The sequence below is a fragment of the Lysobacterales bacterium genome, from assembly GCA_016721845.1.
GTDB lineage: Bacteria > Pseudomonadota > Gammaproteobacteria > Xanthomonadales > Ahniellaceae > JADKHK01.
Window position 1 is genome coordinate 2,254,472 of the sequence record JADKHK010000013.1, and the last position, 14,194, is coordinate 2,268,665.

Below are 14,194 nucleotides of genomic sequence, written 5' to 3' on the forward strand. Positions count from 1 at the left end.
TCCGGTTCAACGTGGCGCCGGCGTGCGCCGCGCCAGCCATGCGAATTGGCGGGACAGATCGATCCGGCACTGCGACAACACGGCGCTGCGTCGATCTTCGAAGAAATTCGGGCGTGCGGCACATGCGGCCTGCCAGCGGGCATCTCGGCGCGCGAGCAGCGCGTCGATCTGCGGGCGGAACAGACGTACCAGCGCGGCCAGCCAGCGATGCACGGCGGCGAGGCGCGATGGCGCCGTCACCGCGAAGCGCGCGACCAACTTCCGCACGACCGTGGCCGGTTGCCAATGCTCGTCGGTGACCCAGCGATTGGTCGTGAACAGGCGAAGTGGCAGACCCCGTGGCGACATCGACACCGCGACCAGGTGGGTGAACCGCTTCGGCTGGCCAGGCGAGCGCGCGAACAGGTGGAAGTGACCGTGTTCGTCGCGCGCACGCGGGCCGGGATGCGAGTGGTAGAAGTAGCGATAGCCAGTGCCGGCATCGACGATGTCGTGTTCGGGATAATGCGCCCATTGCTGCGGGGCCAGCCCATCCGCGAACAGCGGCGACAGCACGTGACGCCGACGCCGTTGCAGCGCCTGCATGGTGTCGAGCAGGCACGCGCCGGCATCACGCAGTCCGGCCAGGTCGCGGCGGCGTAACGGCGGTCGCGATTCGAGCAGCGTCATGGGATCAGGCGCAGGGATTCTTCGGCTTCTTCTTCGACTTCGGCGCGCACGGATTCTCCGGCTTGGTTTCTGCCGTCGGTGCAGCGGCCGGCACACTGGCGGCATCGGTGTCGGTCGTCGCTGCAGGGGCCGGTTCGCTGGCCGCGGGCGCTTCGGCCTGCGCCGCCGTCTCGGCTTTCGCGGCGCCTTGCGCCATCGCTGCGGGCACCACTGCCAGGCCGCCCGCAGCAAGCAACAGCGTCGACCAGCGGGCGCACAGCAGGCGCGCCGAAGAATTAGTGCGTCGTGTGCTCATCGTGATGCTCCATGGGTGCAGAAAGCGAATGGGGTCAGATCCGTGCAGCAGGTTTCGTGGTCAGCCAGCCGACCGCAGCCGCCACCGCGGTCAGCGCCAGCAGCACGACCCAGTCCGGAACATGCAGCAGCTGCGACAAGGTCTGACCCTCAGGTCCGGGCCGGGCTTCGAGCATCGGCGTCAGCCCCTCATAGGCGCCTGCAAACACCCAGGTGCCGATGACGATGCCGATGAGAAACACCAGGCCGTCGATCTTGCCCGACATGAATCCCACTACCGACGTGCCGGGGCAATAGCCACCGATCGCCATGCCGGCACCGACGCCAACTCCGCCGAGCAAGGTGGCCCACAGATACGTGGTCGGCACGTAGATCTCGTCCGCGGCCAGCACGCCGGCCAGACGCAGCAGCCACAGCCCGACAGCGCAGACGAGGATGGCCGTGAACATGACGTTGAACACGGCCCAGTCGCGGAAGCGCAATTGCGCGGTGAGTTTGCAGGCACTCGCGAAGCCGGCCCGCTCCAGCGCGAAGCCGAAAATCAGGCCGCAGACGAGGCCGGACAGCAGACCGGTGTCACCAAGCGGGAAGCTCATTGCCACAGCCTCCGCGTGGCCATGCCAAGCAGTCCACCGGTGACGAAGAATCCACCCAGGAAAACGAAGCCCGCGGTCGCCAACGTCGCCGCGCCGCTCAGTCCGAGGCCACTGGTGCAGCCGAGCGACACGCGAGCGCCGAATCCGGCGATGACGCCGCCGATCAAGGCCATCGTCAGGCGTCCGGTCTTGCCCAGACGGGTTGGACCATCGACGCTCCATTTGAATCGGCGTGCGCTGATCGCGCCGATCAGTGCACCGATCGCGACCCCGATCACCTGCCAGGTGATCCACGCATCGAGCGGATTGCGGCCGCCGTCGACCATCGGCCCGAGATAGGCATTGCCGGCGGTCGCGACCGGTGCCACGACGTGCGCAGCAGACGCGGCCACCGCCGTGGTGAAGCCACTGCCGCCCAGGCCATGGCCGGTCAGCACGAAGGTCAGCAGCAGTCCGACGCCGAGCAACGCGCCTGCGGCGTGCGGCTTCCACAATGGCTGGGATTGATCGCTCACGTCACCCTCCCCGGTGCAGCTTCGGCGTCGCCCGGAGAATACTGCAGGCGCGGCTGTTCGATACCGAACTGGTTTGGCTGCGGCTGGTGTTCCTGTTCGCCGCGACATGGCACAGTGCGCGCCGCAGCCACGGCCGGACGCTCGCATGACGCAGCACGACACCCGCACCATCGTCGCGACCTTCGCCGTCTACCTGGCGATCTGTCTCGCGCTCGGTTTCGTCGCGTGGCGGCGCACGACCAACCTGAAGGACTTCATCCTCGGCGGACGCTCGCTCGGCCCCTGGGTGACGGCCCTTTCCGCGCAGGCCACCGACATGTCCGGCTGGTTGTTGCTTGGCCTGCCCGGCTTCGCCTATCTCGCCGGGGTCGAATCGGCCTGGCTGGTCGGCGGCTTGATCGTCGGCACCTGGCTGAACTGGCGCTTCGTCGCGCAGCCACTGCGCGAACGTACCGAAGCCCTGGGCGATGCGTTGACCTTGCCCGCCTATTTCGAGCGCGCCTTCAGCGACACGCTGGGCCTGTTGCGGCCGCTCACCGCCTTCTTCATCCTGGTGTTCTTCATTCTCTACGCGAGTTCGCAGTTCGTCGCCGCCGGGCGCTTGTTCGAATCGCTGTTCGGACTGCCCTATGCGTGGGCGGTGTTCTGGGGTTCGATCGTGATGCTCGCCTACACCTTCCTCGGCGGCTTTCTCGCGGTGTCGTGGTCGGATGTCCTGCAGGGCACGCTGATGTTCTTCGCGCTGGTGCTGGTGGCGGCGATGGGCGTGCATCTGGTCGGCGGCTTCGATGGTCTGCACGCGACCCTGAATGCCTTCAATGCCGAACTGTTGAACCCGTGGACGAATGTCGAAGGCGCGCCCTTGGGCTGGATCGGCATCACCTCGTCGCTGGCCTGGGGACTCGGCTATTGCGGCCAGCCGCACATCCTCGCGCGCTTCATGGCGATCCGCGATCCGCAGGCGATGCACGTCGCGCGCCGGGTCGCGATGACCTGGCAGATCGTGGTGCTGATCGCGGCGATGCTGGTCGGCATGACCGCGCTCGGTGCCTTGCCGGTGCGCCTTGAAGGCGCAGAAGCCGAGAAGGTTTTCATCCAGATGAGCGCGCAGTTCTTCCCGCCGTGGATTGCCGGGATCTGCCTGGCCGGCGTGCTCGCGGCGATCATGAGCACGGCCTCGGCGCAGTTGCTGTTGTCCTCGGCCGCCTTCGCGGAAGATTTCTATCGCGGCCTGATCCGCAAGCAGGCCGGCGCGACGGAATTGCTCTGGGTCGGCCGACTCGGCGTGCTCGGTGTCGCCGCGGTCGCGTTCGTGCTCGCGCTCGATCCGGGCAGCACCGTGCTGGCGCGCGTCGGCGACGCCTGGGCCGGCTTCGGCGCCACCTTTGGGCCGGCGATCGTGCTGTCGCTGCACTGGAGGCGCATGACCCGCGCCAGTGCCTATGCCGGCATCCTCGTCGGCGGCCTCACGGTCGTCGCCTGGATGGCCCTCGCCGACCGCGGCGGCATCTTCGCCCTCTACGCCATGGTCCCCGGCTTCGTCGCCTCGTTCCTCGCGATCCTGCTCGTCGGAAGCCTGAAGCGACGACGCTGACACCGTCATGGACATCCCGAGCACTTGCTGAAACCGCGTGTGGATGATTATCGGTCGCCGGCCACGTCGGTGTCATCCCGGACCCGCTGCACGCGCTTGCGGTACTCGCTCACGTTGTCGCCGGAGATGCGCGTTTCCCGCGTGCCCTTCACCACGTCGACCTTGCGGTCCGAGCCAGTGACCGGTTTGGCGTCGACGGCGGTCTCATGCTCGAAGGCGTGTGACTTGTCGGTGTTGCGGTAGTGCCGGTACAGCCCCCAGTACAGCGCGGTCGCGCCGGCCGGTCCGAGCAGGAGGAGCCAGAGTCCATTGTCGTCGCTCATGACTAGATCACCATCCAGAGTGCGAGGCCTTCGAGAACCGTGCCGGCGGTGAGCGCGGCCAGCAGCAGCTTCCATTGCTGTACCGGCACGCTGCCCATGGTCTCGCCGGTACGGCCGTTCACCGCGATGTAGTGCAGCATGCCGCCATTGCTGCCCGGCTGGTGGTACGAATACAGCCAGACCGGCAGGTACATCGAGACCCAGCGGGTGCCGTGGACATCGAGGCGTTCCTGTTCCCAGCGCACGCCGCGGTCGTAGCGGTTCACCGACGCCTTCACCTGCGCGCGGGCGATCGAGAGCAATTGGTCCTCCAGGCGCGGGCGCAGCTGTTCGACGTCGCGATCGCGCTTCTCCGTGCTGTGGCCCGACAGGTAGGAGGCGTTCCACTTCACCGCGTTCTTGGTGTCGAACGGCAGGATGGTGTTGATGATGTTGTTGGTATTGGTCCGCGTGTCGAGGTTGCCGCGTTCGCCGGACGATTCCAGCGTCAGGTCGTCCACGGTGAAGTCGACGTGCCGATCCACCTGGTACACATCGGCATCGTAGTAGGTCACTTTCTTGTCGCCGCTGCCCTGCGTGTACTCGCGCGTCTTGATCTCGCCATGGCCGGCGACGTCGGCGCTCACGTTGCCATCGACGATCATGTAAGGCAGGTAGACGCCGATGACGTTCTCGGGCGTGAACTGTTCCTTGAATGCCTTCAGCGCGAACAGGCGTCGCTTGTCGACGAACTGGCGGATCCGGGCAATCGCATCGTCCTTCTTGATGTGGAAGGGCAGCACCGCATCGGGCACCGCGCCATTCGCGACTTGCTCATTGACGCCGAAAACGTGGCGGCACCAGTGACAACGTGCGGTCATCGCGTTGGCGGTGTTGACCGTCACCTCGGCGCCGCAGCCGGTGCACTTGAAGGTCATGAGGCTGGCGGCATCGGCCTGGATGTCCTGTGCGCCGGACGCGACGATCGTGCCCTTGAGCTGGTCGAGGCCCTCGCCGAACCCGAATTCTTCCTCGACCCGCTCGCCATGCCATTCGTTGCGGCAGAACTGACAGATCAGCAGGTCGCTGCCGGGCTTGTGCCGAATGTCGGTCGCGCCGCACTTCGGGCAACGATTGAGGCCATCCTTGAGTTCTGCGGCCGAGGTGTCGATGGCGACCGGGTCGGGCGCCGTCAACTCGTCGCGGATCGGCTCGGGCAGCGTGGCCGGGTCAATCGGAAAACTGCCGGGCAGCGGCGGCACGTCCTGCGGCGACCCGGGGCCGATGCCGGGGGGCAACGGCGGCGGAATGTTCGAGTTCGACATGATGGTTGCCCGCCTGGCGACTTACAGACCCAGTACCTTGGCTTTCAGCGCGTCGAAGTCGGCCTGCGTGATCAGGCCGAGATCGAGCATTTCCTTGGCCTTCTTCAGCTTGGCGATCGGGTCCTCGGCCGCCGGCGCAGCAGGAGCAACCGGCTGCTGCAAATTGCCGAGGCCGCCCATCATGCCCGAGGCCATGCCGATGCCCATCATGCCCGCCGCACCGCCGTTCTCGCCCGCCGACTGCATGCCGGCTGCGACGCTGGCCTGCAGATTGGAATTGCCGCGCGAACCCGACAGTGCGTCGGCCCGCTGCACGGTCTTGAGCAGCTCCTTGGTGTTCGCGTCGTATTCGATGGAAACGATGGCGGTCTTGGCGATGACCAGGCCGCGATCGGACTTCCATTGATAGGCGTTCTCCACCGCAGTAGACAGACTCCTGGCGAAGCCGAGCGAATCCTGCTGGAGCTTGGTGATGCGATTGCCCTTGCCCGGGTCGTTCGTGTAGAGGCTGAAGGCCGGCGCGAGCGAACCGACTACTTCGTTGAAGAGTTGACTGGCCGCGGCGTTGTCCATGTCGGTGAAGTCGAACACCTTGCCGGGCTGCAGGTAGGCGGCCGGCACGAAGTTCTTCACGAACAGGATCGGATCGACGATCTTGAGGGTGTAGGAACCGCGCGTCACCGCGCCGACCTGCGTATTGAGGAAACCGTCGTCCCAGTAGATTTCGGATTGCGTACCGAAACGGTTGTCCGGGAGTTCCTTCAGCGAGACGAAGAACGCGGCCTGCTGCGAGCCCGGCTGGCCACCGAACTTGAAACGCTCCCAGCTCTGCTTGATCAGCGAATCGACGAGACCATCGCCCGAGAAAATCGACTTCGAATTGAGGTCATCCGACCGCCATTCGTAACCGCCCGGCTCGGCTGCGAAGCCGGTGACCTTGCCATCCTGGAACAGCAGCAAGCCATAACCTTCGGGCACGACGATCTTCGAACCATTGGTGATGATGTTCGAAGAACCCTTGGTATTCGAACCACGTCCGGCATTGGTGCCCTGCGGTACCGCGGCAAACAGCGCCGCCGTCGCTGGCAATCCACTCGGCACCGTGTAGAAATCCTTCCACTGGTCGGCCAGCACACCACCGACCGAACCCACCACTGCTTGAACAAGACCCATGGCATCTCTCCGTGAATGTCACCGGGCACCGTACCCGTCTCCGGAAACTATACATTCCCGAAGGACCGGACTTGGGCGATCACATCCCCGCTAGCGCTGGCAACCCGACGAAGCGCACCCCTTACACCGACAGTCCGGCATCGCCCTCCAGCACGGTCTGCTTCATCTCCGGGTGTTCACCGGCGCGCCAGAGCGGGACTTCGTGGCGAACGCGATAGCGCAGGGGGCCGCCGTCCACGCCGGGGCTACGTGCGATGGGACGCGGAATGCAGACGAAGTCGGTCTTCATCGTGGTCGCGTCGACGCGGACCGTCGCGTAGCCGTGCCCGCCCATGTCGACGAAGGACAGATGCGGGGCCATCTCCGGATTGCGGGCGGCGCGTGCCTTCGCCAGATCACCACTGCTGGCGTATTCCAGCGCTGAACGTACGCCATGGCGCAACAGCAGGTTCACGGTGGGCTGCGACGTCCCGCCGCCGGGCTCGGCAATGAACAACGGGCGCAGCGGGTTGTTTTCCTTTTTCTGGGTGTACTCGTTCGCTTCGGCCATGCCCGGCGAGGAGATCGACCCGCCGACGAAGCTCACGCCCACCGGCTCGAACTTGGCGGGCGGCAGGGCCTTTGCGGCGAGGCCGGCCCAGAAACTGTGGCGATCGCCCGCGACAATGGCGAAACCGGTGATGCCGGCATCGCGCACCACATCGAAGATCTGGCCACGTTCGTGATACACGCCACCCCAGTCGCCGTTGGCCAGCACGGCGTAGCCGTCGGTCCATTCGCCCATAGCAGTCGGCATGTGTTGCGGATCGATCCGCCAGTCCGGCGTGCCCAGCGACGTGCCCCAGATCTTCCAGGTCGCGGTCGCTGCGCAGGCGCTCGAGGAACCAGGCTTTCTGCTTCGCGCCCAACATCGACTGCGCCGGTTCGGTTGCAGCGTAATTGGCGATGGATCGGTCGCCGAACACGAGCTTCTCTGGCGGATGGCCATCGGCGAAGTCGCGCCCGCCGTCGAGCTGCATCGACAGCGTCTCGGGGAAGAAGCTGAAGGGCTGACCCTCGAACAGCGGGCCCAGCTCGGCGCGATCGGACAGGTCCGGCCCGCGAAAACTGCGCTGGTCGGTGATGATCAGGTCGATATGCCGGCCCCAGCGCAACGCGCGATATGCGATCAGGCTTTCGATCGCAGCGATGTTGTTGGGCTCCAATCCCAGCCCGGTGTCGTCAAACGTCGTCACCGGCGTGTCGACCACGTGCGGCGCTTCGAAGGTATCGATCTGTCGGCCCGGCGGCGTCACCCGCATCGGCTGGAATTCGAACCAGGCCTGGTTCGCCGCCACCTTGAGGGACTGCGCGGGAATCGGGGCCGCCTCACCGGGGAACACCTGGATCGACTGCCAGGCCAGCCAGGAAAATTCGTGGTTGTCCCACATCGCCACGAAGGGCCAGCGCGCACGCGCATCCTGAAGGTCTGGATCACTCAGATAGGCGTGGTAAAGCGCGCGATAGTCGTCCAGCGAGCCCGGCACCATGAAGCGGTTGTTGGCGACCGCCCTGCCATCGGCAAACTTCTTCACCGGGAAGGTGATGGTGCGGTCGTAGCGTTTGCCACCTGGCCGACCTGCTCCGGATATTGCACAACCTCGTAGATGAAGTCGCCCAAATGCAACACGAAGCCGAGCCGTTCGTGCGGCGCCGCCCGCTCGTCTTCGAAGATCATCTTGCGATAGGCGTTCATCGCGCCCTCGGGGAGACTCTGGCAACTGACGAACGCGAAGCGCGCCGGGCGCGGGTCGTCCGGCGCAGGCGCAGTCAGCGTGCGCCCGATCCGGCTGCCATTGCCATCTTCGTCAACAAAGCGATACCAATATTCGCCGGCCGACGGCAGTCGGCCACCAGCACGCGACAGGTCCAGTCGGCTTGGGCCAGCACCGGTGCGGTCGCAGTGGCGATGACGCGGGTGAATGCGGGGTCGTCCGCCACTTCGACCCATAGCTTGGCGCGCTCGCGCCCGTCCGCATACGGCCGTCGCGTCCACAGCAGGACGCTGTTGTGGTCGGGGTCACCGGACGCAACACCCTGCGGATACAGATCGCGGCGCTCGCGCCAGCCGCTCGACGACCGCTGCACCGACGCGCAGCCCCAAACCAGGGTCGCACCCAACGCGGCGGAAAGATTCAGGAACTGTCGTCGGTCCAGGTTCGGCATATCGCCCCCTTGCTGGCATCCGATCGAGATGATCGCGGTGTAGCGACGTTAGATTCGTGCACGCTTCGGGGCAGCGTGCTGGAAGTCATCACGTGGGACGAAATGGCGGGTGCGCGATTCATCTCGTGGCATCGACCCAAAGCGAACAACGAGACCTTCAGCGCAAGTTCGCTGGCACCTTCATGCCGCCCAGGCTTCCGGTATCGCGCGCTCACCAGACCAGGTCGTCGGGCACCTTGAACTGCGCGTAATACGCATCGTCTTCGGAGGTGGTGGCGGAGGGTTCGGCGCCCTCGCCCTGACCATGATCGAGCACGATCATGCTGGCGTCGCGTTCGCGCACTTTTTCGACGGCCGCGCGCGGCAGCAGCTCGAAGCGTTCGTCGATGCGGACGATCACCAATGCGCCGGCGGACAACTTCTTGCGCAGGTCGTCATTGACCAGCACGCTGCGGATGCTGTCGTCGACGGAAAACCGGTATTCGCTGTCTCCTGCGCGCGGCACTTTCCTGTCCTCGATGATCTGCCGCGCCTGGGCGCGAAGCTCGAGGGTGCGCGCCCTGGCCTTGCGCTCGGCTGCGAGTGCGCGGTCACGCTCGACCTTCTCGGCGCGCACGCGCTCGGCTCCAGTTCGATCTCGCCGGGTGTCGATGATCCTTTGGCATAGCGCCTTGTTCTGCGCATGCGCCACCTCGACCACCCTGGCCTTCTTGACCAGGCCCGCCTTGAGCAGTTGTTCCTGAAGCGGATTGACCTTCGCCATGCGCAGTTTCGTCCAAGGGATTTCTGACCCATCATAGCCGCCGATGGACACCCTGAAATATTTCGCGGGCTATCCGCCGCACCTGCAGACTCAGGTCCGTGAGCTGATCCGGCAGGCCGGCTCGGCGCGATGCTGGCCGGGAAATACGGCGAAGCGCACGCCGTGCGCAACGACGGATTGCTGCACGACTACGTCCAGGCACTCAAGGATCGGCATCTGCGCAAATCGGTGCCTCTGGGCAAAGTGATCTACGACAGCACGCTGCAGGTGATGAAACATGCGCTCGGCACCCACACCACGATCACGCGCGTGCAGGGCGGCCGACTGAAGACGCGCCGCGAAATTCGCATCGCCACCGTGTTCCGCGACGCGCCCGCCGAGTTCCTGAAGATGATCGTGGTGCATGAATTGGCGCACCTGAAGGAAGCCGAGCACAACAAGTCGTTTTACCAGTTGTGCACGCACATGGCGCCCGACTACCACCAGCTGGAGTTCGACCTGCGCCTCTACCTGACGCATCAGGATCTCGGACAGGGATAACGCGTCACGCGATCGATCGACGTCAACACCCGACGCACGGCCGCGGCGCGATCCTTCCGCGCGTTGCACGCCTTGCACATCCGCTCTCGGGCCCCATCTCCTCGATCTCGCCCAGTCACCGCCCATATTGTCGACCACGCCACGCGCGTGCCTTCCCTTCGAACTGACCATGGAGGCCTGGACCTCGCGAGCACGCCCAAACTCTTTGAACCGCTCACCGTCGGCGCATTGCAGCTTGCCAATCGCATCGTCATCGCGCCGATGTGCCAGTACTCCGCCGAGGACGGACGGATGACCGACTGGCACCTGATCCATCTCGGCCAGCTGGCGCTGTCGGGCGCAGCGCTGTTGACGATCGAAGCCACCGCGGTGCTGCCCGAAGGGCGCATCTCCTGGGGCGATGTCGGACTGTGGGACGACACCACCGAAGCGGCAATGGACCGCGTGCTCACGGGCATCCGGCGCTGGTCGGCCATGCCCATCGCGATCCAGTTGGCACACGCCGGCCGCAGGCGTCCACCGATTTGCCCCGGCACGGCGGCACGCAGCTCGCGCCGGGGCAAACCCATGGTTGGCAAACGGTGGCGCCGTCGGCACTGCCGTTCAACCAGGACGACCATGCCCCCGTCGCACTGACCCGTGCGGCGATGAACGATGTGCGCGATGCCTTTGCCGCGGCTGCACGCCGCGCCGCGCGCCTCGGCATCGACGCGATCCAGATCCATGCCGCGCACGGCTACCTGCTGCACGAGTTCCTGTCGCCGCTGTCGAATCAGCGCAACGACGAATACGGTGGCTCGCTCGAAAACCGCCTGCGTTTTCCGCTGGAAGTGTTCGATGCGGTGCGCGCGGCCTTTCCGGCCGAACGCCCGGTCAGCGTGCGCCTGTCGGGCACCGACTGGGTCGCGGGCGGTTGGGACATCGAACAAAGCGTGGCCTTCTCGCAGGCGCTGGAAGCGCGCGGCTGCAGCAGCATCCACGTCTCCAGCGGCGGACTGCATCCCGCGCAAGTCATACCGGTGGGTCCGGGCTATCAGGTGCCGCTCGCGCGCAGCGTGAAGCAGGCCGTCCGCATCCCGGTCGTGGCCGTGGGCATGATCACCGATTTCGATCACGCCGAAGCGATCGTCGGTACCGGTGATGCGGACTTGGTCGCGATTGCGCGCGGCATCCTCTACGACCCGCACTGGCCTGGCACGCCGCGGCGCACCTGGGGCCAGCGTCGTGGCGCCGCCCCAATACCTGCGCTCGCAGCCACGGCAATTCCCGAACCTGCTGGTGCGCAGCGGCACCTGATCACGTCACAGTTCCCGCGAGCGCCGCTCAGTCTCCAGCGCAGCCGATGTCCATCGCCGGGCGCTGCGACGGGCCAATGTCGTCATGGTGCATGAGCTGGAACGTGCTGCAGAAGCTGCGCGCAACGCCGGTGAGCGGATCGATGAACGACAACCGCTTCGCCAACAACTGGAGCGGCGCCGAGTAGTCGTCCGGCGCGCGCTGCCGCAGGGACGGATAGGTCCGATCATGCGCAATGGGCGCTCCGAGCGCGGCCATGTGCACGCGCAACTGGTGCTTGCGCCCGGTGATCGGCGTCAATGCGTAGCGCCAGTAGTCCGCGCCACGCGCGACGACCTCGATTCGGGTTTCGCTGTTCTCCGGCCCTTCGATCTCCGCATGCGGAAGAACGGCTCGCCGGCGACGATGCGGCTCGAGCGCGTGCATGGAAATTCGATGCGGGGCAAGGCCGGTGCAATCGCTTCGTAGCGCTTGTCGATCCGTCGCTCGCGGAACAGCGCCTGGTAGTGCGCGCGACTCAGCGGGTTGGCCGAGAACAACACCAGCCCCGCCGTGTCGCGATCGATCCGGTGCAGCGGGACCAGCATCGGATTGCCGGTGCGGCGGATCAATCGGCCCAGCAGCGTTTCATGGACGTGCGCCCCGGCCGGCATGACCGGCAGGAAGTGGGGCTTGTCCGCTACCAGTACCTCGGTGTCGACATGCAGCACGACTTCATCGAACGGGATCGCCGCTTCGTCGGACACTTCCCGGTAGTAGTGCACGTCGAGTCCGACCCGGAACGGTGTCCCGGCGTCAACCATTGCCCATCGCCGTCGACGACACGCCCGCGTGCCATGCGCGCCAGCCACTGCCCGCGCCCCACCGCCGGAAGCGCTCGCACAGGCAGTCGAGCACGGTCGACCACGGTCCCGGCGGCAGCTGCAGCGTGCTCGCAGAGAGTCCATCGATGCTGGGCGGGCGACGTTGCATGCCGGCAGTGTGCCAGCCCGGCACTCGTCGGCAACGACAACCGCCGCCGTTCGATCGACTGAGCGCGATGCCCTCTTCACCAGCCAGGCGTCGCGAAGGCACCGGCGAAAGTCCACCATCCGCCGCGTCTTGACGGGCAGTGCGCTTGCGCGTGGGATACACGACGTGGATACCGATGGTCATGGCCCGGAATTCCGGCATCAGTTCGACCAGCGTGCCGCGTGCGAGATCCTGCGCGACCAGGAAATCGGGCTGCAGGACGATGCCCCGTGGTCGAGCGCTGCGGCGCGGCAGGTGTCACCGTTGTTGGCGTGGATGCGCGCGTGGATGCGCACCGCGATGGGTTCGCCTCAGGACGAGAACGCCCATTCGTCGCGGGACGACCAGTAGCTGTAGGAGACGACGGCAAGCTGCGCAAGCTTCGGCGGGATGCCGCGGTCGGCCGTGGCGCGCGAGGTAGTTCGGAGACGCGCACAACACCATGCGCGTGCTCGCGATCTGGCGGCTGACCAGTTGCGAGCTCGGCAGGTTGGTAATGCGCACGGCGAGGTCGTAGCCCTCGTCGACCAGATCGACGACGCGGTCGCTCAGCGAGATGTCCAGAGTCACCTTCGGGTGCAGGGCGGCGAAACGGCCCCACAGTGGTGCCAGATGCAGAATGCCGAAGGTCAGCGGCACATTGATGCGCAGCAAGCCGCTGGCCTCGCCGCTGCGCGAGCTGATCTCGGACTCGGCCTCGTCCAGCGTTGCCAGCAAGTCCTTGGCGCGGACCAGAAACTGCTGGCCATCGTCGGTCAGCGACAGTCGTCGCGTGGTCCGGTGGAGGAGTCGGACCGCGAGCCGCCGCTCGAGGTCGGCGACATGACGCGACACTGCGGCCTTGGATAGTCCGGTGGCCTCGGCGGCCGCGACGAAGCTGCCGGCGTCCACCACGGCGACGAAGCTGGACATCTCCTGGAATCGGTCCACGGCCCCTCCATTGTTCCGAATTTAGAGATAGTTAGTTGCTACAGAAGCAGTTTATCCATGGCGATGCAGCCAATACAGTGTTTCCACGCCGGATGTTCCGGGCCCCACAGGAGACCCTCATGAACATCACGCTGATCGGCGCCGGCAACATGGGCTCGGCATTCGTCAAGCAACTGACCCGCGCCGGCCACGCCGTGCGCATCACCGCGCGCGACCTGGCCAAGGCGCAGACCCTCGCAGCCGCGCATCCGGGCGCCACCGCGGCAGCAGCAAAAGAAGCGCTGGCCGGCTCGGATGTGGTCATCGTCGCGACCGGCTACGCCGACGCGGTGCCCGCGCTGCGCTCACTCGGTTCGCTCGACGGCAAGGTCGTCATCGACATCACCAATCCGCTGACCGCCGACTACATGGGCTTGACGCTCGGCCACTCGACCTCGGCTGCCGAGGGAGATCGCCAAGGCGCTGCCGGGCGCCGAGGTGGTGAAGGCGTTCAACACGCTGTTCGCGCAGGTGCTGGCCGATGGCCCGGGCTTTGCTGACGGGCAGGTCGCGCCGGTATTCGTCGCCAGCGACAGCGACCGCGCGAAGCAGACGGCCAAGGCGCTTGCCGAAAGCCTCGGCTTCGCCGTCATCGACGCCGGCGGCTTGAAGAATGCGCGCTATCTCGAACCCCTGGCCGGATTGAACATCTACCTCGGCTACGGCGCCGGCCTCGGCACGAGCATCGCGCCGACCTGGATCCGCAAGGCGGCTTGAAGCCGCACCCACCTCGCAGCGGGCGCACTGGCGCCGCTGCCTCGACAAGGAATCGCCATGGCGCCGTCGTTGTTCATCTCACGGTTCACCGATGTTCGCCGTCGAGCCCGGCCTGCTGGGTCCGAATTTGTCGACACTGGGACGTTCGCTCGACGACATCGCGGCGGTGCTGGTGGTCTCGCCACACTGGCAGACGCGCGGCGTGCGGGTAGCCGCGACCGCGGC

General features: G+C 66.1%; 10 protein-coding genes and 6 pseudogenes. 5 read left to right on the top strand and 11 right to left on the bottom strand.

Annotated elements, in window-relative coordinates:
- Positions 1-6: 6 nt before the first annotated feature.
- Genes IPP28_17705 through IPP28_17720 form a run of 4 tightly spaced genes read right to left on the bottom strand, consistent with a single transcriptional unit; the run spans position 7 to position 2,182 of the window.
- A complete protein-coding gene (locus tag IPP28_17705; protein ID MBL0042834.1) occupies positions 7-669 on the bottom strand; it encodes a hypothetical protein in 663 nt (220 codons plus the stop codon).
- 4 nt (positions 670-673) lie between these two features.
- The gene (locus IPP28_17710) at positions 674-964 is read right to left on the bottom strand and encodes a hypothetical protein (GenBank protein MBL0042835.1); all 291 of its coding nucleotides are present in this window, start codon (positions 962-964) and stop codon (positions 674-676) included.
- A 34-nt stretch (positions 965-998) separates the two neighbouring features.
- A complete protein-coding gene (locus IPP28_17715) occupies positions 999-1,559 on the bottom strand; it encodes a YeeE/YedE family protein (protein ID MBL0042836.1) in 561 nt (186 codons plus the stop codon).
- Entirely contained in the window at positions 1,556-2,182 is a 627-nt protein-coding gene (locus tag IPP28_17720; GenBank protein MBL0042837.1) for a YeeE/YedE family protein, read from the bottom strand. The genes IPP28_17715 and IPP28_17720 overlap by 4 nt, the downstream gene beginning before the upstream one ends.
- 37 nt (positions 2,183-2,219) lie before the next feature.
- Here IPP28_17720 and putP point away from each other — a divergent pair, with 37 nt between their 5' ends.
- A complete protein-coding gene (putP, locus tag IPP28_17725) occupies positions 2,220-3,668 on the top strand; it encodes a sodium/proline symporter PutP (GenBank protein MBL0042838.1) in 1,449 nt (482 codons plus the stop codon).
- A gap of 47 nt (positions 3,669-3,715) precedes the next feature.
- On the opposite strand, the gene IPP28_17730 is transcribed toward putP, so the two are convergent.
- The 5 genes and pseudogenes from IPP28_17730 to IPP28_17750 all read right to left on the bottom strand — a co-directional run bounded on the left by IPP28_17730 (position 3,716) and on the right by IPP28_17750 (position 9,436).
- Positions 3,716-3,991, bottom strand: a complete 276-nt coding sequence (locus tag IPP28_17730; protein ID MBL0042839.1) for a hypothetical protein — start codon at positions 3,989-3,991, stop codon at positions 3,716-3,718.
- Positions 3,992-3,993: 2 nt separating this feature from the next.
- The gene (locus IPP28_17735; GenBank protein MBL0042840.1) at positions 3,994-5,295 is read right to left on the bottom strand and encodes a TFIIB-type zinc ribbon-containing protein; all 1,302 of its coding nucleotides are present in this window, start codon (positions 5,293-5,295) and stop codon (positions 3,994-3,996) included.
- 21 nt (positions 5,296-5,316) lie between these two features.
- Entirely contained in the window at positions 5,317-6,468 is a 1,152-nt protein-coding gene (locus tag IPP28_17740; GenBank protein ID MBL0042841.1) for an SPFH domain-containing protein, read from the bottom strand.
- A 121-nt stretch (positions 6,469-6,589) separates the two neighbouring features.
- A pseudogene (locus IPP28_17745) lies at positions 6,590-8,673 on the bottom strand (alkaline phosphatase D family protein).
- Positions 8,674-8,884: 211 nt separating this feature from the next.
- Complete coding sequence (locus IPP28_17750; protein MBL0042842.1) at positions 8,885-9,436, bottom strand: DUF2058 domain-containing protein; 552 nt, start codon at positions 9,434-9,436, stop codon at positions 8,885-8,887.
- Between the two features lie 43 nt (positions 9,437-9,479).
- Here IPP28_17750 and IPP28_17755 point away from each other — a divergent pair.
- Both IPP28_17755 and IPP28_17760 read left to right on the top strand, forming a co-directional pair.
- Positions 9,480-9,976 (top strand): annotated as a pseudogene (locus tag IPP28_17755) (M48 family metallopeptidase).
- A gap of 261 nt (positions 9,977-10,237) precedes the next feature.
- Positions 10,238-11,272, top strand: a pseudogene (locus IPP28_17760) (NADH:flavin oxidoreductase/NADH oxidase).
- 27 nt (positions 11,273-11,299) lie between these two features.
- Here IPP28_17760 and IPP28_17765 read toward each other — a convergent pair.
- Together IPP28_17765 and IPP28_17770 are read right to left on the bottom strand one after the other, a co-directional pair.
- Positions 11,300-12,110: pseudogene (locus IPP28_17765) on the bottom strand (pseudouridine synthase).
- A gap of 210 nt (positions 12,111-12,320) precedes the next feature.
- Positions 12,321-13,213: pseudogene (locus tag IPP28_17770) on the bottom strand (LysR family transcriptional regulator).
- A gap of 119 nt (positions 13,214-13,332) precedes the next feature.
- Between IPP28_17770 and IPP28_17775 the strand changes: the two are divergent.
- Together IPP28_17775 and IPP28_17780 are read left to right on the top strand one after the other, a co-directional pair.
- A pseudogene (locus tag IPP28_17775) lies at positions 13,333-13,969 on the top strand (NAD(P)-binding domain-containing protein).
- 91 nt (positions 13,970-14,060) lie between these two features.
- The coding region (locus tag IPP28_17780; GenBank protein MBL0042843.1) for a dioxygenase at positions 14,061-14,194 on the top strand (134 nt) is incomplete at its 3' end.

What these genes read in the sequence shown, in the direction of transcription:
- IPP28_17750 (MBL0042842.1), bottom strand. Translation starts at nt 9,436, where the DNA reads ATGGCGAAGGTCAATCCGCTTCAGGAACAACTGCTCAAGGCGGGCCTG.
- IPP28_17730 (MBL0042839.1), bottom strand. Translation starts at nt 3,991, where the DNA reads ATGAGCGACGACAATGGACTCTGGCTCCTCCTGCTCGGACCGGCCGGC.
- IPP28_17735 (MBL0042840.1), bottom strand. Translation starts at nt 5,295, where the DNA reads ATGTCGAACTCGAACATTCCGCCGCCGTTGCCCCCCGGCATCGGCCCC.
- putP (MBL0042838.1), top strand. Translation starts at nt 2,220, where the DNA reads ATGACGCAGCACGACACCCGCACCATCGTCGCGACCTTCGCCGTCTAC.
- IPP28_17715 (MBL0042836.1), bottom strand. Translation starts at nt 1,559, where the DNA reads ATGAGCTTCCCGCTTGGTGACACCGGTCTGCTGTCCGGCCTCGTCTGC.
- IPP28_17705 (MBL0042834.1), bottom strand. Translation starts at nt 669, where the DNA reads ATGACGCTGCTCGAATCGCGACCGCCGTTACGCCGCCGCGACCTGGCC.
- IPP28_17740 (MBL0042841.1), bottom strand. Translation starts at nt 6,468, where the DNA reads ATGGGTCTTGTTCAAGCAGTGGTGGGTTCGGTCGGTGGTGTGCTGGCC.
- IPP28_17720 (MBL0042837.1), bottom strand. Translation starts at nt 2,182, where the DNA reads ATGTCGCGGCGAACAGGAACACCAGCCGCAGCCAAACCAGTTCGGTAT.
- IPP28_17710 (MBL0042835.1), bottom strand. Translation starts at nt 964, where the DNA reads ATGAGCACACGACGCACTAATTCTTCGGCGCGCCTGCTGTGCGCCCGC.